Origin of the sequence: Cellulomonas massiliensis JC225 (assembly GCF_000312005.1) — a bacterium.
In the GTDB taxonomy this organism is placed as follows: Bacteria; Actinomycetota; Actinomycetes; order Actinomycetales; family Cellulomonadaceae; genus Cellulomonas; species Cellulomonas massiliensis.
This window is the reverse complement of the sequence record NZ_HE978588.1, coordinates 428,280-446,304: the sequence shown is the minus strand read 5'-3', so window position 1 is coordinate 446,304 and position 18,025 is coordinate 428,280. Positions and strand designations below refer to the sequence as shown.

General features: G+C 75.4%; 17 protein-coding genes and 1 pseudogene. 10 read left to right on the top strand and 8 right to left on the bottom strand.

Going from position 1 to position 18,025, the window contains the following annotated elements; translation table 11 throughout:
* The 3 genes and pseudogenes from HGCM_RS19585 to fbaA all read left to right on the top strand — a co-directional run.
* Positions 1 to 180: pseudogene (locus tag HGCM_RS19585) on the top strand (hypothetical protein); the annotation flags it as partial.
* A 10-nt stretch (positions 181 to 190) separates the two neighbouring features.
* Positions 191 to 868 carry a TrmH family RNA methyltransferase gene (locus tag HGCM_RS02070; RefSeq protein WP_019135233.1) on the top strand — a complete coding sequence of 226 codons (678 nt, stop codon included), beginning with the start codon at positions 191 to 193 and terminating at the stop codon, positions 866 to 868.
* Between the two features lie 74 nt (positions 869 to 942).
* Positions 943 to 1,962 (top strand): class II fructose-bisphosphate aldolase, encoded by a 1,020-nt coding sequence (gene fbaA, locus HGCM_RS02065; protein WP_019135232.1) that lies wholly within the window; start codon positions 943 to 945, stop codon positions 1,960 to 1,962.
* 63 nt (positions 1,963 to 2,025) lie between these two features.
* Here the strand turns inward: fbaA and HGCM_RS02060 are convergent, their stop codons facing one another.
* Positions 2,026 to 2,445, bottom strand: coding sequence for an STAS domain-containing protein (locus tag HGCM_RS02060; protein WP_026075196.1), 420 nt, complete (start codon positions 2,443 to 2,445; stop codon positions 2,026 to 2,028).
* Positions 2,446 to 2,513: 68 nt separating this feature from the next.
* Between HGCM_RS02060 and HGCM_RS02055 the strand changes: the two genes are divergently transcribed.
* On the top strand, positions 2,514 to 4,673 hold the full coding sequence (locus HGCM_RS02055) for a SpoIIE family protein phosphatase (RefSeq protein ID WP_019135230.1): 2,160 nt from the start codon (positions 2,514 to 2,516) through the stop codon (positions 4,671 to 4,673).
* Between the two features lie 51 nt (positions 4,674 to 4,724).
* Here the strand turns inward: HGCM_RS02055 and HGCM_RS02050 are convergent, their stop codons facing one another.
* Complete coding sequence (locus HGCM_RS02050) at positions 4,725 to 5,096, bottom strand: STAS domain-containing protein (RefSeq protein ID WP_019135229.1); 372 nt, start codon at positions 5,094 to 5,096, stop codon at positions 4,725 to 4,727.
* A gap of 185 nt (positions 5,097 to 5,281) precedes the next feature.
* On the opposite strand from HGCM_RS02050, the gene HGCM_RS02045 reads away from it, so the two are divergent.
* Positions 5,282 to 5,722 (top strand): DUF3151 domain-containing protein, encoded by a 441-nt coding sequence (locus HGCM_RS02045; RefSeq protein ID WP_019135228.1) that lies wholly within the window; start codon positions 5,282 to 5,284, stop codon positions 5,720 to 5,722.
* A gap of 121 nt (positions 5,723 to 5,843) precedes the next feature.
* On the top strand, positions 5,844 to 7,130 hold the full coding sequence (locus tag HGCM_RS02040; protein WP_026075195.1) for an adenylosuccinate synthase: 1,287 nt from the start codon (positions 5,844 to 5,846) through the stop codon (positions 7,128 to 7,130).
* 15 nt (positions 7,131 to 7,145) lie between these two features.
* Here the strand turns inward: HGCM_RS02040 and HGCM_RS02035 are convergent, their stop codons facing one another.
* Positions 7,146 to 8,477, bottom strand: coding sequence for an MFS transporter (locus HGCM_RS02035; protein ID WP_019135226.1), 1,332 nt, complete (start codon positions 8,475 to 8,477; stop codon positions 7,146 to 7,148).
* A gap of 80 nt (positions 8,478 to 8,557) precedes the next feature.
* On the opposite strand from HGCM_RS02035, the gene HGCM_RS20160 reads away from it, so the two are divergent.
* From HGCM_RS20160 to HGCM_RS02015, 4 genes are all read left to right on the top strand, one after another.
* A complete protein-coding gene (locus tag HGCM_RS20160) occupies positions 8,558 to 9,154 on the top strand; it encodes a winged helix-turn-helix domain-containing protein (protein ID WP_175576978.1) in 597 nt (198 codons plus the stop codon).
* A gap of 53 nt (positions 9,155 to 9,207) precedes the next feature.
* A complete protein-coding gene (gene purD, locus HGCM_RS02025; RefSeq protein ID WP_019135224.1) occupies positions 9,208 to 10,506 on the top strand; it encodes a phosphoribosylamine--glycine ligase in 1,299 nt (432 codons plus the stop codon).
* 5 nt (positions 10,507 to 10,511) lie between these two features.
* Positions 10,512 to 11,987, top strand: a complete 1,476-nt coding sequence (locus HGCM_RS02020; protein ID WP_019135223.1) for an amidohydrolase — start codon at positions 10,512 to 10,514, stop codon at positions 11,985 to 11,987.
* 61 nt (positions 11,988 to 12,048) lie between these two features.
* Complete coding sequence (locus tag HGCM_RS02015; RefSeq protein WP_019135222.1) at positions 12,049 to 12,972, top strand: phosphoribosylaminoimidazolesuccinocarboxamide synthase; 924 nt, start codon at positions 12,049 to 12,051, stop codon at positions 12,970 to 12,972.
* 15 nt (positions 12,973 to 12,987) lie between these two features.
* On the opposite strand, the gene HGCM_RS02010 is transcribed toward HGCM_RS02015, so the two are convergent.
* The 5 genes from HGCM_RS02010 to HGCM_RS16445 form a co-directional block, all read right to left on the bottom strand.
* Positions 12,988 to 13,791: an ABC transporter ATP-binding protein gene (locus HGCM_RS02010; RefSeq protein WP_019135221.1), complete on the bottom strand. Its 804-nt coding sequence runs from the start codon at positions 13,789 to 13,791 to the stop codon at positions 12,988 to 12,990.
* A complete protein-coding gene (locus HGCM_RS02005) occupies positions 13,788 to 14,843 on the bottom strand; it encodes a FecCD family ABC transporter permease (RefSeq protein ID WP_019135220.1) in 1,056 nt (351 codons plus the stop codon). The genes HGCM_RS02010 and HGCM_RS02005 overlap by 4 nt, the downstream gene beginning before the upstream one ends.
* Positions 14,840 to 15,886 (bottom strand): FecCD family ABC transporter permease, encoded by a 1,047-nt coding sequence (locus tag HGCM_RS16450; RefSeq protein ID WP_051016023.1) that lies wholly within the window; start codon positions 15,884 to 15,886, stop codon positions 14,840 to 14,842. The genes HGCM_RS02005 and HGCM_RS16450 overlap by 4 nt, the downstream gene beginning before the upstream one ends.
* Positions 15,883 to 16,923: an iron-siderophore ABC transporter substrate-binding protein gene (locus HGCM_RS01995; protein ID WP_019135218.1), complete on the bottom strand. Its 1,041-nt coding sequence runs from the start codon at positions 16,921 to 16,923 to the stop codon at positions 15,883 to 15,885. The genes HGCM_RS16450 and HGCM_RS01995 overlap by 4 nt, the downstream gene beginning before the upstream one ends.
* Positions 16,924 to 17,065: 142 nt before the next feature.
* A complete protein-coding gene (locus tag HGCM_RS16445) occupies positions 17,066 to 17,854 on the bottom strand; it encodes a DNA/RNA non-specific endonuclease (protein ID WP_019135217.1) in 789 nt (262 codons plus the stop codon).
* Between the last annotated feature and the right edge of the window lie 171 nt (positions 17,855 to 18,025).

Sequence of the window (18,025 nt, the reverse complement as noted above, 5' to 3'; positions counted from 1 at the left end):
GCGATGGCGCAGGCGTGGCGGCGCGCGCACGGCGTGCGGCGGCCGGCGGTCGGCGTGCCGCTGCCCGGTGCCGTCGGGCGGTTCTTCTCGTCCGGCGACGCCGTCACGCCCGAGGCCCCGTACGGCACCGTCACGTACGCCGAGCACCTGGCGCGGGGCGAGGGCGCGCCGGTCGCGTAGCGTCGCGGGCGTGCAGGACGACAGGCCGCCGGCGCCGGGCGAGCGCGAGGCCGTCGGCGTGGGCCCGTGGCCCGGCGGGCCGGACGCGTGGCCCCGGCTGCCCGACGGCTCGCCGGACCCGCGCTACGACCCCGAGCTGCTCGCGACGGGCGACCGCCGCAACGTCGTCGACCGGTACCGCTACTGGACGGTGGAGGCGGTCGTCGCCGACCTCGACACCCGGCGCCACCCGTTCCACGTCGCGATCGAGAACTGGGCGCACGACCTCAACATCGGGTCGGCCGTCCGGACGGCGAACGCGTTCAACGCGGCGGGCGTGCACGTCGTCGGCCGGCGGCGCTGGAACCGCCGCGGCGCGATGGTGACGGACCGCTACCTGCACGTGCACCACCACGCGGACGTCGCGGCGCTGGCGGCCTGGGCCTCCGACGCCGGGCTGCCCCTGCTCGGCGTCGACAACCTGCCGGGCTCGGTGCCGCTGGAGGGCTACCCGCTGCCGCGCGCGTGCGTCCTGCTGTTCGGCCAGGAGTCCACCGGGCTGACGGACGAGGCGCGGGCGGCCGTCGCCGACGTGCTGCACATCGCCCAGTTCGGCTCGACGCGCTCGATCAACGCGGGCGCCGCAGCCGCCGTCGCGATGCACGCGTGGATCGTCCGGCACGCCGGGCCGCCGCCGTCCGCTGGGTAGGACGTCCCGCTCACCGCGGTCCCGGGTAGTGGCAGACTCGGACCGAGTCCCCTACGAGTTCCCAGGAGCTGTGCATGGCTATCGCCACCCCCGAGGTCTACGCCGAGATGATCGACCGGGCGAAGGCGGGCAAGTTCGCCTACCCGGCCGTCAACGTGACGTCGTCCCAGACCCTCACCGCCGCGCTCCAGGGCTTCGCGGAGGCCGAGTCGGACGGCATCATCCAGGTCTCCGTCGGTGGCGCCGAGTACGCGTCCGGCTCGACGATCAAGGACCGCGTCGCGGGCACCCGCGCCCTGGCCGCCTACGCCGCCGAGGTCGCGAAGAGCTACCCCGTGACCGTCGCGCTGCACACGGACCACTGCACCAAGCAGAACCTCGACTCGTGGGTCCGGCCGCTGCTCGCGCTCGAGATCGAGGAGGTCAAGGCCGGCAAGAACCCGACCTTCCAGTCGCACATGTTCGACGGCTCCAACATCCCGCTCGACGAGAACCTCGTCATCGCGGCGGAGCTGCTCGAGCTGTCGCAGCAGGCGCGCACGATCCTCGAGATCGAGGTCGGCGTCGTCGGTGGCGAGGAGGACGGCCACGCGGCCGAGATCAACGACAAGCTCTACACGACCCCCGAGGACGGCCTGGCCACGGTCAAGGCCCTCGGTGCGGGCGAGCGCGGCCGCTACCTGACCGCCCTGACGTTCGGCAACGTGCACGGCGTCTACAAGCCGGGTGCCGTCAAGCTCCGCCCGTCGATCCTCGCGGAGATCCAGAAGGCCGTCGGCGACGCGATCGGCAAGGAGAACCCCTTCGACCTCGTGTTCCACGGCGGCTCGGGCTCCACGGCCGAGGAGATCGCGGAGGCGGTCGACAACGGCGTCATCAAGATGAACATCGACACGGACACGCAGTACGCGTTCACCCGTCCGGTCGTCGCGCACATGTTCTCGAACTACGACGGCGTCCTGAAGATCGACGGCGAGGTCGGCAACAAGAAGGCGTACGACCCGCGCGCCTGGGGCAAGCTCGCCGAGGCGGGCATGGCCCAGCGCATCGTCGAGGCGTCCCAGCAGCTGCGGTCGGCCGGGCACAAGCTCTGACCGAGGCTGACGACGAGGGCCCGGACGCGACGCGTCCGGGCCCTCGTGCGTGCAGGGAGCGGGTCAGCTCGTGGTGTCGGTCTCGCCGACGGGCTGGAACGACCGGTCGTCGTCGCCCTCGACCACGTCGAGCAGCTCGCCGATCCGGGTGACCTCGAGGAGGAACCGGACGGTCGGCGGCACCCGCAGGAGCTTCACCCGGTGCTGCGACCGGATCGACAGGCGTGCGAGGAACGCCACGCCCGACGAGTCCATGAACGTCACGTGGTGCGCGTCGACCTCGATGGGCAGGCCGACCTGCTCCGCCTCGGCCGTCGCCTCCTGCAGCTCGGGCCCGAGGTCGGCGTCGACCTCGCCGGACAGCACGATGCGCGTGCTCTCCGTGCCCACGATGACGTGCACGGCACCCGGCTCGCCGTCGGAGAGTCCGGCCGGAGGCTGCTGCCCGGGCTCGTCCGGTGTCCTGTTGCTACCGTCGCGCACGGTGCTCCTTCCATGAAGGCCCGCCGGAGGCTCGACGTTCCGCCAGTCGGCACGCTAGACGATCGGAGGTGGTGGTGGTCAACTCCCCGGAGCGCGCGGCGTTCTCGACGGACCCGCCGCCCGAGCTCGACGGCGTGCTGTGCCGGGCGCTCGCGGCGACGAGCGTGCCCGTCGCGATCATCGACGCGCAGCGTCTGGTCGTGCACTGGATCAACCGCGCGTACGAGCAGCAGCTCGGCTACCGGCTCGAGGACGCGATCGGGCTGAGCCGCGAGCTCGTCGCCGAGGAGGAGCGCGGGGGCCCTGCGTCGCTGCGCATGGCCGAGGCGGCGCGCGTCGGACGCTCGACCCAGGAGCGCGTGACGATGCGCCGCGGGGACGGCACGACGTTCCCGTGCGTGGTGCGGCTCGACCCCGTGCGGGACGACGCCGGCGAGGTCCGCTTCGCGGTGGCGGCGCTGCAGGACCTCACGCAGCAGCTGACCCACGAGGCCGAGCAGGAGGCCGTCGTCGAGATGGAGCGCCGCGAGCGGCGCAGCGTGGGCCTCATCATGCAGGTGTCGGACATGCTCATGGAGTTCGACGACGGCATGGGCCAGCTGCGCGAGATCGCGGCGCTGCTGCAGCGGTCGGTGGTCGGCTGGGCGGCGTTCTACCTCAACGACGGCGGCCTGCGGACCGCGGACGAGCACCACGGCCGCCCGCCGTCGGGGCGCGGGAGCCGGCACGGCACCGACTACCGCGCCGAGGACTCCCTCGACCCGCGCCCACCCGCGCCGCCGGACGCGGTGCAGGCGCTGCTGGACGGCGACGCCGACGGCCCCGTCGAGCTGGACCTCACGCGCGAGTACGCGCCGGCCAGCGCGTCCGCCTGGCTGCGCCGGCACGTGGACGTGCCGGCGGACCCGTCGACCGGCCGGCACCCCGACGCCGTCGTCGTCGTGCGGGTCCCCGGGCGGCGCCGGACGCTCGGCGTGCTCGTCGTCGTCCCGCGCCGCGGCGAGGGCCTCTCGGGGTTGGAGCCCGCCGACGCGACGCTGCTCGAGCTGACCGTCCGACGGGTCGGGCTCGCGGTCGACAACGCGCGCCTCTACGGGCGCGAGCACCACCTCGCCGAGACCCTGCAGCGCGCGATGCTGCCGCAGCAGGCGGAGGTCGACGGGTTGGACGTGTGGACGTACTACGCGCCGAACTCCGAGAACGTCCAGGTCGGCGGCGACTGGTACGACGTGCTGCAGATCGCCCCCGAGGTCGTCGGCGTGGTCATCGGTGACGTCGTGGGCCACGACGTCGAGGCGGCCGCGACGATGGGCCAGCTGCGGTCCGTCGTGCGGTCGTACACCTACGACATCACCACGCCCGGCCAGGTGCTGGACCGGGTCGACCAGCTCGTCGCCGGGATGACGATCCCGCGCTCGGCGAGCCTCGTGCACTCGACGCTCACCCGTTCGGGGGAGGGCTGGCGGGTCGAGTGGTCGCGCGCCGGGCACCTTCCGCTCATCCACGTGCGCGGCGGCCGGGTCGAGCAGCTGCGCGACGCCGGCGGTGCGCTCATCGGCTTCGGCGGCCACGGCCGCTCCACCGGTCGTCTCGACCTCGACCCCGGCGACGTGCTCGTCTACTACACGGACGGGCTGATCGAGCGCCGCGACCGGGGACTGCGGGACGGTATCGCCGCCCTGTCGCGCGTCGCGTCCGGGGTCACCGCGCACGACGCGGCCGGCATCGGCGAGGAGCTGCTCTCCCGCCTCGCCGACCACCCCGAGGACGACGTCGCCGTCGTCGTCGTGCGCGTGCCCGACCCGCGCGACACCCTCGAGCACGACCGCAGCCCTCGTCGTCGCCGCTGGTCGCTGCCGAGCGAGCCCGCGTCCATCGCGCGGGCCCGGCACGCCGTGATCCGCACGTGCCAGGCGTGGGAGATGCCGGACGCGTCGAACGCGGAGCTCGTCGTCTCGGAGCTCGTCGCGAACGCCGTGCTGCACGGGTACGGGCACGTCTCGCTGCAGCTGTACGACACGGGCGACGGCCTGCGCATCGAGGTGGAGGACGGCAACCCGGCCCCGCCGATCGCGACCGACGGCCACCCGGGCCGGGTCGGCGGGTTCGGCATGCAGATCGTCGAGCGGCTCGCCGACTGGGGCTGGCGGCAGTCCGCGCGCGGCAAGGTGGTCTGGGCGAAGGTGCGCCCCGGCGCGCTCCCGGCGGCGCGCACGCGCCCCGAGTAGTCCGAGGGAGGTTCCCGAGCGGGCGCGGGTATCCGCGTCCGGGAGGCGGCCTCAGGCGGGCGTGGGAGCCCCGTCCGGCTGCTCCGAGGTCTCGCTCGCCTCGTCGAGGTCGCAGCGGTGCTCGTCGTCGATGCGGAACATCTCCAGCGCCCCGCACACCTCCAGGACGAACAGGTCGCGCGGGTCCGCGCCGCGCAGGACCGTGGCACCGCCCCGCTTCGCGCCCGCGTCGGCGAGCGAGATGAGGAACGCGGCGCCCGTCGAGTCCATGAACGTCACCCGGCACATGTCGATGACGAGGAGCTGGCGGCGCAGCCCGACGACGCGGGAGGCCACGACCGGGAACTGGTCGCGCTCGGCGAGGTCGAGGTCGCCGGAGACGACGAGGGTCGTCGTCGTCGACGACGTCGAGATCTCGATCATGCTCACCGGTCCGGGGGAAGGCAGACGTCACCGGCAGGGGGACCGGCGCCCACGACTGTAGGACGGGCCCGCGAGGCGTGCATCCGGTGCGGGGGGCGATGTCCGGATCACCCCGGGCCGTCCGGTTCGGGCGCGCACCTCGTCGTCGGCGAACGCGAGGGGCACGCGTCGGGGAGACTGTCGCCATGAGCCACGAGAACCTGCTCGACGGACCCGCGCCCACCTACCTGCCCGCCGACGGCCCGGACGCCGACGTGCGCGTGGCCCTCGCCGGGGGCGCCCACCCGCGCGACGTCGTGCCCGTCGCCCCGGCGTCGTCGCTCGTCTGGGCCGTGCTGGCCGAGAAGGAGCTGGGCAGCCGCGACCTGGTGAGCGGGGACGCCGTGGCCGCGTACGCCTACGCGCGCACCGGCTACCACCGCGGGCTCGACGCGCTGCGCCGCGCGGGGTGGCGCGGACGCGGCCCGATCCCCGCGGACCACGAGCCGAACCGCGGCTTCCTGCGGGCGCTGCTCGCGCTGGCCGAGGCCGCCGAGGCCATCGGCGAGCAGGAGGAGGCCGACCGCTGCCGGCAGTTCCTCGTCGACTCCGGCACGTCCGCCGAGGCCGTCGCGGCGCTGCGCTGAGGACCGCCCCGGTGCGGCGGCGGCCCGGCCGGTAAACTCTCCGGGGAACCGGGTCCGCTGCCGCCCGCGTCCTCGCCATCAGGCCTTCCGTACGCCGGCAGTCAGGGAGCGGTGATCTCACATGCCAGCCGTCGTGGTGCTCGGCGTCCAGTGGGGCGACGAGGGCAAGGGCAAGGCGACCGACCAGCTCGGGTCCCGGATCGACTACGTCGTGAAGTTCAACGGCGGCAACAACGCCGGGCACACGGTCGTCGTCGGCGGGGAGAGGTACGCGCTGCACCTGCTCCCCTCGGGCATCCTCTCGCCGGGCGTCGTGCCGGTGATCGGCAACGGCGTCGTCATCGACATCGAGGTGCTGTTCGCCGAGATCGACGCCCTCGAGGCCCGCGGCGTCGACACCTCGGCGCTCAAGGTCTCGTCGGCCGCGCACGTCATCGCGCCCTACAACCGCACGCTGGACAAGGTCGTCGAGCGGTTCCTCGGCAAGCGCCGGATCGGCACCACCGGGCGCGGCATCGGCCCGACGTACGCGGACAAGATCAACCGCGTCGGCGTGCGGATCCAGGACCTCTTCGACGAGAAGATCCTGGCCGAGAAGGTCGAGGGCGCCCTCGACCAGAAGAACCACCTGCTCGTGAAGGTCTACAACCGCCGCGCGATCACGGTCGAGGAGACCGTCGAGGACCTGCTGCGGTACGCCGAGCGCCTGCGTCCGTACGTCGCCGACACCCCGCTGCTGCTCAACCGGGCCCTGGACGACGGCAAGACGATCGTGTTCGAGGCGGGCCAGGCGACGATGCTCGACATCGACCACGGCACGTACCCGTTCGTCACCTCGTCGTCCGCCACCGCGGGCGGCGCGTGCACGGGCTCGGGCGTCGGCCCGACGCGCATCGACCGCGTCGTCGGCGTCGCCAAGGCGTACACGACGCGCGTCGGCGAGGGCCCGTTCCCCACCGAGCTGCTCGACGACGACGGCGAGTGGCTGCGCCAGACCGGCGGCGAGTTCGGCACCACCACCGGGCGCCCCCGCCGCACCGGCTGGTACGACTCCGTCGTCTCGCGGTACGCCAGCCGCGTCAACGGGCTGACCGACATCGTGCTGACGAAGCTCGACGTGCTGACGGGCAAGGACCGCATCCCCGTCGCCGTCGCGTACGACGTGGACGGCCGCCGGTTCGACGAGATGCCGGACGACCAGAGCGACTTCCACCACGCCACGCCCGTCTACGAGTACCTCGACGGCTGGACCGAGGACATCAGCGGCGCTCGCGAGTTCGACGACCTGCCCGCCGCGGCCCAGCGCTACCTGCTGCGCCTCGAGGAGATCTCCGGCGCGCGCATCTCGGCGATCGGCGTCGGCCCCGGCCGCGAGGCGACGATCGTCCGCCACGACCTCCTGAGCTGACGGGCCGCCCGCCCGTCAGCGAGCGTCGTCCGGGAGCTCGCAGGCGTCGATGGTGCTCTGGCGGACTGTCAGGGCGACGCCGACCGTGCACGCGAGGGCGAGGAGTGCCGCGCCGACGAACAGCGTCGGCAGGCCCGCGTGCTCGGCCACCGCGCCGCCGAGGAGCGCGCCGACGGGCATGAGCCCGAAGGCGACGGTCCGGCCGGCGCCGGCCACGCGGCCCAGCATCGCGCGGGGCACCATGCGCTGGCGCATCGACTGGCTCGTCACGTTGCCGATGGTGTTGGTGGCCCCGAGCAGGAGCACCGCGCCGGCGATGACGATCGGCTGGGGCACCAGCACGGGCACGAGCAGCAGCAGCGCGTTGGCCGTCCACGCGCCGCAGAGCAGGCGGGCGTCCCGGAGGCGTCGGTGCAGCGGCTCCGCGACGAGCGAGCCGAGCACCGCGCCCACGGCGAGCACCGTCACGACGAGCGCGTACTGCGTCGCGGTGAGACCGACCCGCGAGCCCTCGCCGACCATCCAGAGCACGAAGACCGCGAAGTAGGCGGTGTTGGCCATGTTCGTCAGCCCGGCGCTGATGAGCAGCGGCCGCTGGACGGGGTGGTGCCACAGGAACGTCAGCCCGGCGCGCACGTCGGACCACGCCCGGCGGACGGCGCCCGTGGGCGCGCCCTCCTCCTGTGTCGCCTGTGCCGCCTGAGCCCGGTAGGTGCCGCGGATGGACCAGGTGGCCGCGGCCGCGGCGACGGCGAGGCCGGCGGGGACGCCGAAGACCCACCCGGTGCCGGCGGCCAGCACGAGCGCGCCGAGGGGGGCACCGAGGAACGCGTTGGCGACCTGCTCGACGGCCATTAGGCGGGAGTTCGCGGCCTGCAGGCGCGAGCGGGGAGCGAGGTCGGGGACGAGGGCGCTGCCCGCGAGGTCGGCGACGACCTCGGTGACGCCGTAGGCGAGGACGACGGCGAGCAGGACGGTCATCGTGAGCCGGCCGCTCGCGGCGACGCCGGCCGCGGCGGCGAGCAGGGCGGCGCGGGCGGCCAGCGCCGCGAGGCGGACCCGACGGCGGTCGGTGCGGTCGACGAGCACGCCGCCCGCGATGCCGAGCACGAGCCACGGCAGCCACGCGAACGCGCCGATGAGCGCCACCTGCGCGGGCGAGCGCGTCAGCGTCAGCGCGACGAGGGGTGCGCCGAGCTGCAGCACGCCGTCGCCGAGGTTCGAGAGGCCGGTGGAGGCCAGGTGCGCGGTGAAGCGCCGCCCGAGCGGCTCGCGCGGCGACGGCGCCGGCCGGGGCTCGTCGGCGGGCGCCACGCCGGGCCGCTCGCTGGTGGGTGCCGTGGTCATGGCCCTCTCCGTCCTAGGCTGTAGAGGAAGCTCTGCAAAGGGGCTTCTGCAAAGACATCTCTGCAAAGGTATCTCTGTCGATGACTGACGGCAAGAGCCGGACACCGGTGCGCCACGAGCCGGCCATCGGCCCGGAGGCGCTCAAGGCCTTCGCGCACCCCCTGCGCATGGCCCTCTACGACGCGCTCGTCGAGTACGGCTCGGCGACCGCGACGATGCTGGCGCGGCGCCTGGGGGAGAGCACGGGGCAGACGAGCTACCACCTGCGCCAGCTCGAGCGGCACGGCTTCGTCGAGGACGACCCCGACAGGCCCGGCGGGCGCGAGCGCTGGTGGCGATCGATCGGCTTCAGCCTCGAGGGCCGGTCGATGATGGAGGACCCGTCGACCGCGGCCGCGACCGGCATCGTCCTGCAGCGGGTGATCGACGAGCGCACGTCCGTGCTCGCGCACTGGATGACGCACCCCGACACCGAGCCGGAGTGGGCGGACGTCGGCGTCAACCAGCGCGCGACGGTCGGCATGACGGCCGACGAGCTGCACGCGCTCATCGCCGAGCTCGAGGAGGTCGTCGACCGGCACGTCACGGCCGCGCGCAGCACCGACGTGCCCGGCCGGCGGCGCGTGCGGCTCTACCTCGACGCCTTCCCGCTGCCGCGCGCGGACGACGCGGGCTGACCGGCGCTGGACGCGGCGGACGGCGCGCCGGGCGGCTCGGTAGGGTCGCCGCCGTGAGGATCCTCGTCGTCGGCACCGGCGCCCGTGAGCACGCCCTGGTGCGTGCGCTGTCCCTCGACCCCGCGGTCACCGAGCTGCACGCCGCGCCCGGGAACCCCGGCATCGGCCGGCTCGCGACGCTGCACGCCGTCGACCAGCTCGACGGCGCACAGGTCGCCGCGCTGGCGACCCGCCTGGGCGCCGACCTCGTCGTGGTCGGCCCCGAGGCACCGCTCGTCGCGGGTGTCGCCGACGCCGTGCGCGCGGCGGGCGTCCCGGTGTTCGGTCCGTCCGGCGAGGCCGCGCGGCTCGAGGGCTCCAAGGCGTTCGCGAAGGACGTCATGGCCGCGGCGGGCGTCCCGACCGCCGAGCCGCGCCTGGTCACCCGCCCCGACGAGGTGGAGGCGGCGCTCGACGCGTTCGGCGCCCCGTACGTCGTCAAGGAGGACGGTCTCGCGGCGGGCAAGGGCGTCGTCGTCACGGACGACCGTGACGACGCGGTCGCGCACGCGCTCGCCTGCCTGGGCAAGGAGGGCGGCGCGGTCGTGGTCGAGGAGTACCTCGACGGGCCCGAGGTCTCGCTGTTCGTCCTCAGCGACGGCACGGACGTCGTCCCCCTCGTGCCCGCGCAGGACTTCAAGCGGGCCGGCGACGGCGACACCGGCCCCAACACCGGCGGCATGGGCGCGTACTCGCCGCTGCCGTGGGCACCGGCGGGCCTCGTCGACGAGGTCGTCGAGACGGTCGCGCGGCCCACGGTCGCCGAGATGGCGCGCCGCGGCACGCCGTTCGCGGGCGTCCTGTACTGCGGGCTGGCGCTCACCTCGAAGGGCGTGCGGGTCGTCGAGTTCAACGCGCGGTTCGGGGACCCCGAGACGCAGGTCGTGCTCGCGAGGCTGGCCACCCCGCTCGCCGGGGTGCTGCTGGCCGCCGCGACGGGGCGCCTCGGCGAGCTCGCGCCGCTCGAGTGGCGCGACGAGGCGGCCGTGACCGTCGTCGTCGCCTCGGAGGGCTACCCCGGCTCGGTGCGGTCCGGGGACGCGATCACCGGCGTCGAGGCCGCCGAGGCGCTCCCCGGCGTGCACGTCCTGCACGCCGGCACCGCGCTGCACCAGGACCCGGGCGGGGACGACGACGACGCGACCGAGGGCGCGCACCTCGTCTCGGCCGGCGGGCGCGTGCTCTCGGTCGTCGGCGTCGGGAGCGACCTCGCGGCCGCGCGCGCCGCCGCGTACGGGGGGGTCGGGCGGATCGCGCTGGCGGGGTCGCACCACCGCGGCGACATCGCGCTCGCGGCCAGCCAGGGCTCCTGACAGCCGTGACGCCCGACGCCGGGTGGCTGCTGCGGCGCGTCCGCCGCGCGGGCGACCGCGGGCTGTCCGACGTGCTCGTCCGGGACGGCCGGATCGCCGCGCTCGGGCCGGCGGGGTCGGTCGCCGCCCAGGATGCCGAGCCGGTCGACCTCGACGGCCGCGTCGTGCTGCCCGGGCTGTGGGACCAGCACACGCACCTCACGCAGTGGGCGCTCGCGCGGGCCCGGCTCGACGTCTCGGACGCCGCGTCGGCCGCCGAGGCCGCGGCGCAGGTCCGGGAGCGGCTCCGGGCCGGCGTCCCGGCCGGCGGTGCGCCGCTCGTCGGGCAGGGCTTCCGGGACGCGCTGTGGCCCGACGAGCCGACCGTCGCCCTCCTCGACGAGGCGGCGGGTGACGTGCCCGTCGTCCTCGTCTCGGGCGACCTGCACTGCGCGTGGGCGTCGAGCTCCGGGCTGCGGCTGCTGGGGGTGCGCCCGGACGACGTGCCGGGGCTGCTCCGCGAGGACGACTGGATGCCGCGCATGGGCCTGCTTGACGAGGGCGACGCCGTCGCGGACGCCGCCGTCGCCGCAGGGCTGGCGCACGTCGCGACCCTGGGCGTCGTCGGCGTGGTGGACCTGGAGATCGCGGACAACGTGGCCGTGTGGCGGCGCCGCGCCGCCGCCGGGGCGCCACCGGTGCGCGTCCGGGCCGGCGTGTGGGAGCAGTTCCTCGACGCCGTGCTCACCGAGGGTCTGCGGACGGGCGACGCGCTCGCGCCGGGGGTCACGCAGGGACCGTTCAAGGTGGTCACGGACGGCTCGCTCAACACCCGCACCGCGTACTGCCACGACCCCTACCCGGGCACGTCCGGCCGGGGCGTCCTGACGGTGCCGCCCGAGCGCCTCGTCCCCGTCATGCGGCGCGCCACCGACGCGGGGCTGACGTGCGCGATCCACGCGATCGGCGACGCGGCGAACACGCACGCGCTGGACGCCTTCGCGGCGACCGGCGCGCGCGGCAGCGTCGAGCACGCGCAGCTGCTGACGGCCGCCGACGTGGAGCGGTTCGCCGCCCTCGGCGTCACGGCGAGCGTGCAGCCCGAGCACGCGATGGACGACCGCGACGTGGCCGACCACCACTGGGCCGGCCGCACCGGGCGCGCGTTCCCGCTGGCGTCGCTGCACGCGGCCGGCGTGCGCCTGACCCTCGGGTCGGACGCCCCGGTCGCGCCGCTCGACCCGTGGGCCGCCGTCGACGCGGCGGTGCTCCGCTCCCGCGACGGCCGCGAGCCGTGGCACCCCGAGCAGCGCCTCGACCTCGACGCGGCCCTCGCGGCGTCGGTCGACGGCGAGCCGCTCGGGCTGCGCGTCGGCGGCCCGGCGGACCTCGTCGTCCTCGACGAGGCCCCGGCGCAGCGGCTCGCCCGCGCCGGGACGCTGCGCGGGACGACCGCCGCGGGCACCCTCGTCGCCGGGCGCTGGACCCACCGCGCCTGGTGACGGGCGGGGCGGGCACGAGACGGGTGTGACCCGGCCGCGCGGACCCGCCACACTGGGCGCCGTGAGCCTCGACGCCTCGACGACGACCCTGCCCGGCTGGCAGCACACCTACAGCGGCAAGGTCCGCGACCTGTACGTGCCGGCCGACGACGAGGCGGGCCGCGCGATCACGGCCGAGCACGGCGACGTGCTGCTCGTCGTCGCCTCCGACCGGGTCTCGGCGTTCGACCACGTGCTCGCCCCCGGCATCCCGGGCAAGGGCGTGGTGCTCACCCAGCTGAGCCTGTGGTGGTTCGCGCAGCTCGCTGACCTCGTGCCGAACCACGTCGTCTCGACCGACGTGCCCGCCGCCGTGGCCGGCAGGTCGATGGTGTGCCGGCGGCTGACGATGTTCCCGGTCGAGTGCGTCGCCCGCGGCTACCTCACCGGCTCGGGCCTGGCGGAGTACCGCGCGTCGGGCTCCGTCACGGGCATCGCGCTGCCCCCGGGCCTGACCGACGGCTCGCGGCTGCCGGAGCCGATCTTCACGCCGGCGACGAAGGCGGAGCTCGGCGAGCACGACGAGAACGTGCCGTTCTCGGCGGTCGTCGACCTGGTCGGCGCCGAGGCGGCGGGCACGCTGCGGGAGCTGACGCTGGCGGTCTACGAGCGCGCGGAGCGGATCGCGCGTGAGCGGGGCGTCATCCTCGCGGACACCAAGCTCGAGCTCGGCACCGACCCGGCGACCGGGGCGGTCACGCTCGGCGACGAGGTGCTCACGCCGGACTCCTCGCGCTTCTGGCCGGCCGACGCGTGGCAGCCCGGCCAGCCGCAGCCGTCCTTCGACAAGCAGGTCGTCCGGGACTGGCTCACCTCCGACGCGTCGGGCTGGGACCGCGCCGGCGACGCGCCGCCGCCCGCGCTGCCCGCCGACGTCGTCGAGCGCACCCGCGCGCGCTACCTCGAGGCCTACCAGCGGCTGACGGGGACGGCCCTCGCGCTCTGAGCGCGGGCCGCGCCCTCAGGCGCCGGTGTGGTGGCGCCCCAGCGGCAGGACCAGCGGCGCGCCGGACGTCGGGTCGGGGATGACGACGCTCTCGAGCCCGAACACGTCGCGCACGAGGTCGGCGGTCACGACCTCGCTCGGCGGCCCCGCCGCGACGAGCCGCCCCGCCTTCATGGCGAACAGGTGGTCGGCGTAGCGCGCCGCGAGGTTGAGGTCGTGCAGCACGGCGACGACGGTCGTGCCGCGCTCGCGGTTGAGGTCCGTCACCAGGTCCAGCACCTCGACCTGGTGCGCCACGTCGAGGAACGTCGTCGGCTCGTCGAGCAGGAGCACGTCGGTGCGCTGCGCGAGCGCCATCGCGATCCAGACGCGCTGGCGCTGCCCGCCGGACAGCTCGTCGACCGACCGGTCCGCGAGGTCCAGCACGCCGGCCGCCTCGAGCGCCTGCGCGACCGCCTCGTCGTCCTCCGTGGTCCAGCGCTGGAACGGGCCCTGGTGCGGGTGCCGGCCCCGGCCGACGAGGTCCGCCACGACGATGCCCTCCGGCGCGACCGGCTGCTGGGGCAGGAGCCCGAGCAGCTGCGCGACCCGGCGCGCGGGCTCGCGGTGCACCTGCCTGCCGTCGAGCAGCACGGCGCCGGCCCGGGGCACGAGCAGGCGGGCCATCGCGCGCAGCAGCGTCGACTTGCCGCACGCGTTGGCGCCGACGATGACGCTGAACCGCCCCGGAGGGACGGTCAGCTCGAGGTCCTCGAGCACGACGCGGTCGCCGTATCCGACGGTCGCGTGGTCGACGGTGAGGGTGTGCGCGGTCGTCACAACGAGCCTCCGGCACGGTTGGAGCGGATGAGCAGGTACACCAGGTAGGGCGCGCCGATGGCACCGGTGACGACCCCGACCGGGAAGCGGGTGTCGAACGCGTGCTGCCCGACGAGGTCGGCGGCGAGGGTGAGCGCGGCGCCGACGAGGCCGGCCGGCAGGACGAGCGTCGCGCCCGGCCCCACCAGGCGGGCGGCGATCGGGCCGGCCAGGAACGCGAGGAACGCGATCGGGCCGGTGGTCGCGGTCGCGAACGAGACGAGGACGACGGCGCCGACGAGCAGCAGCAGGCGCGTGCGCTCGACGCGGACGCCGAGCCCCGTCGCCGCGTCGTCGCCGAGCTGCAGCACCGCGAGCGGGCGGGAGGCCAGCACCATCACGGGCCCGACGAGGAGGACGGCGATCGCCAGCGGGCGCACCTGCTCCCACGAGGAGTCGTTCAGCGAGCCGGTGAGCCAGCGGATCGCGGCGGGAAGGTCCCACGCGGAGGCGCGCAGCAGCATCCACTGCACCATCGCGTGCAGGAACGCGCCGGCGCCGATGCCGACGAGCACGAGGCGAGCGCCGAGCAGGCCGTCGCGGTAGGCGAGCAGGTAGATGAGCAGGGCCGTCGCGAGCCCGAGTCCCACCGCCATCGCGGAGAGGGTGGGGCCCGAGACGCCCAGCACGAGGATGCCGAAGACGGCCGCGACGGACGCGCCGGAGGAGATGCCGATGATGTCGGGGCTGGCCAGCGGGTTGCGGAGCATCGTCTGGAACGTCACGCCGCCCGCGCCGAACGCCAGGCCCGCGAGCACCGCGGTGGCGGTCCGCGGCAGCCGCAGCTCGCCGACGGTGAAGCTCGCCCCGGGGACGGTCTGGCCCAGCGCGACGCGGACGACGTCGCCGAGCGGCACGAACGTCTCGCCGACCATGAGAGCGACGAGTGCCAGCGCGACGACGAGCGCGAGCAGGCCCCCGGTGACGAGGGCGCGCCGCCGCCGCCGGGCCCGGCGGGACGCCGCGAGGGCGGCGTGCGCGGTGGTCGCCGGCCGGGCCACGGTGGCGGTCACAGCTGCACCACCCGGCGCCGGCGGGCGAGCGCGACGAACACCGGCGCGCCGATGAGCGCCGTCACGATGCCCACCTCGATCTCGCCCGGGCGGGCCACGACGCGCCCGATCACGTCCGCCAGCGTGAGGAGCACCGCGCCGGTGAGCGCCGAGAACGGCAGCACCCAGCGGTGGTCGACGCCGACCACGAGCCGCGCCGCGTGCGGCACGACGAGCCCGACGAACGCGATGGGCCCGGCGACCGCCGTCGCGGCGCCCGCGAGCAGCACGGCGCCGACCGCGGCGAGCACGCGGGCGCGCGTCACGTGCACGCCGAGGCCCGTCGCGAGGTCGTCGCCCAGCGCCAGCGCGTCGAGCCCGCGCGCGGAGGCGAGCGTCAGGGCCGTGCCGACGACGAGGAAGGGCAGGACGATGCCGATCGCCTCCCAGGTCGCGCCGCCCACGCCGCCGATCTGCCAGAACCGGAACACGTTCATCACGTCGATGCGCGGCAGGAGGATCGCGCTGACGAGCGACGAGAACGCGGCCGTCGTCGCCGCGCCCGCGAGGGCGAGCTTGAGCGGTGTCGGGCCGCCGCGGCCGATCGACCCGACGAGGTACACGAACACCGACGTCAGCGCCGCGCCGACGAGGGCGAACCACACGTACTGGGGCAGCGTGGTGATGCCGAGGAACGCGATGCCGCTCACGACGGCCAGCGACGCCCCCATGGTGATGCCGAGGATGCCGGGGTCGCCGAGGGGGTTGCGGGTCACGCCCTGCATGACCGCCCCGGCGAGCCCCAGCGCGGCCCCGACGAGCAGGGCCAGCACCGTGCGCGGCACGCGCGCCCGCACGGCGGCGGCCGCGATGCCCTCGTCCTTGCCGACCAGGGCGCCCACCACGTCGCCGAGGCTCACGACGCGCGTGCCGAACGCCACCGAGACGACGGCCGCGACCGCGACGAGCGCGAGCGCGGCGGCGAGCCACACCCAGCGGCGACGGCGCGAGACCGCCCGCTCCCGGGCGGGAGCGGGCGGCCTCGTGGGGGACTGGGTCGTCACTTCACCTTCGCGGCGGCGTCCGCGAGGAGCCCGACGTACTCGTCGAGCGACCACGGCAGCGACAGCGCCGTCGGCGGGGAGACCGCGGCGGCGAGCGGGGAGCCGTCCTTCAGCGCGACGACCGCGCCGTTCTTGACCGCCGGGATCGCCTGGTAGCGCTCGTCCGCCTGCAGCGCCCGGACGAGGGCGTCGTCGCCGTAGGTGACCAGCACGTCGACGTCGGAGAAGGCGTCCGCCTCCTCCGCGCTCTGCGTGAGGTAGAACTCCGTCTTGCCCTCGCTGAGCGTGGTGACGGACTCCGGCGTCGCGAGGCCGAGGTCGGACAGGTACGCGACGCGGGCGTCGCCCGGCGTGTAGAAGCCGATCGACGACAGGTCGGCCGGGTTGAGGTAGGCGAACAGGACGGTCTTGCCCGCGATCTCGGGGTGCGCGCCCGCCGCATCGGCGATCTGCTTCTCGAGGTCCGACACCAGGGCGTCGCCGTCGGCCGTCCTGCCGAGCGCCTTCGCGTTCGTCGTGATGACGTCGCGCCACGGCGTGTTCCACGCGATCGCCGGGTACGCGACCGTCGGCGCGATCTTCGAGAGCAGGTCGTACTGCTCCTTCGTCAGGCCCGAGTACGTGCCCAGGATGAGGTCGGGGGTGAGGCCGTCGAGGGTCTCGAGGGCGGGCCCGTCGGTCTCGTCGTACACCGTGGGCGTCTCGCCGCCCAGCGCGGTGATCTTCTCCTCGCTCCACGGCAGGATGCCGTCGCCGTCGTCGTCCCCGTAGGTCTGCGCCGCGACGCCCACCAGCACCACGCCGAGCGCGAGCACCGACTCGGTGCTGCCCCACCCGACCGTCGCGACGCGCTGCGGCTGCGACGGGATCGTCGTCTCGCCGAAGGCGTGGGTGACCGTGACGGGGAACGCGTCCCCGCCGCCGGCGGTCGCCGAGGCGGAGGACGAGGACGCGGGCGTCCCGCCGGACGTGCTGCACGCGGTGAGGGCGAGACCGACCGCGACGACGGCGGTGGCGAGGCCGAGGGTTCGGCGCATGAGGAGTGCTCCCGGTTCGGGGGACGGGTCAGGTGGACGACCGTGCGGCAGCCTCCGCGGGGAGGACGGGGCGTCGGCGGCCGTGTGAGGTAAGGCGAACCTACATTAGCGCCGCGGCCCGACGGCGCCCACGTGCCGTGGGTCACACCGGCCGGGTCCCGAGGTCGACGTCGGACGCGTCCCTCAGGAGGCGCCAGCGGTGCTCCGTCGTCGTCGGGACGACGGGCTCGAGCACGTCGGCCGCGGGCAGCGGGCCCAGGTCCACGCCCGTGAGCACGGCGACGTCCGCGACGGGCACCTGGTACGTCCGGAACGGGCCGAGCGGGGGCGGCCCGCCCGCCTCGAGCGCCCGCCGGGTGGCGACCGGCCCGAGCAGCGACGACTGGTCGAGCACGAACGCCGTCGCCCGCAGCCGCGCGGCGAGCGGGGCCGCGCCTCCGGGGCCGGGCTCGTCGGCGACCCACGCCGCGACCTTCCAGAACCGCCGGGGGAGCGCCACGCCGCGGTACACCGGGTCGTCCGGCGCGAGCACCGGCCCCGTGAGCACCGAGACGCGCAGCCGCCACGCCTGCGCGTAGCCGAGCACGTGGTCCTCCAGCCCGACCCACAGGCTCTCGCCCTGGTTGAACGCCGACGCCTGGGGCGCGGCGTTCGGGTAGGCGAACGTCTCGCGGTTCGCCCGGGCCGCGGTCGCCGCCTCGCCCCAGACCGGGTCCCGGCGGCGGACGAGGTGGCCGCGGTCGAGGTCGTTGCGGGCGTAGAGCTCCGGGCCTGCCTGCTCGTCTGCCGGGACGCGCGGGTCCAGGTGCCAGTCGTCGCCGCGCGGCACGTCGACGAGCGCGGAGCCGTCGACGTTGACCGCCGTCGCCGCGGCCAGCCGACGCGCGGGGTCGAGCAGCACGGTGAAGTGCGTCGAGGGCAGCTCGCGCACCTCCTGCGCCGGCCGTGGCAGCGGGACGGGGACGCCGAGGAAGGCGACGTCGTACCCTCGGCCGGGCCGGGCCCCGTGCGCCCGCTCCGCTGCGCCTCCACGGACGTCACGCTAGCCCGCGCGGCGGGCGTCGCCCCGGCCGGTGAGACGCGGGGCCGGGACCGCCGTGGC

What these genes read in the sequence shown, in the direction of transcription:
- fbaA (WP_019135232.1), top strand. Translation starts at nt 943, where the DNA reads ATGGCTATCGCCACCCCCGAGGTCTACGCCGAGATGATCGACCGGGCG.
- HGCM_RS02050 (WP_019135229.1), bottom strand. Translation starts at nt 5,096, where the DNA reads ATGATCGAGATCTCGACGTCGTCGACGACGACGACCCTCGTCGTCTCC.
- HGCM_RS02045 (WP_019135228.1), top strand. Translation starts at nt 5,282, where the DNA reads ATGAGCCACGAGAACCTGCTCGACGGACCCGCGCCCACCTACCTGCCC.
- HGCM_RS02040 (WP_026075195.1), top strand. Translation starts at nt 5,844, where the DNA reads ATGCCAGCCGTCGTGGTGCTCGGCGTCCAGTGGGGCGACGAGGGCAAG.
- HGCM_RS02035 (WP_019135226.1), bottom strand. Translation starts at nt 8,477, where the DNA reads ATGACCACGGCACCCACCAGCGAGCGGCCCGGCGTGGCGCCCGCCGAC.
- HGCM_RS20160 (WP_175576978.1), top strand. Translation starts at nt 8,558, where the DNA reads ATGACTGACGGCAAGAGCCGGACACCGGTGCGCCACGAGCCGGCCATC.
- HGCM_RS01995 (WP_019135218.1), bottom strand. Translation starts at nt 16,923, where the DNA reads ATGCGCCGAACCCTCGGCCTCGCCACCGCCGTCGTCGCGGTCGGTCTC.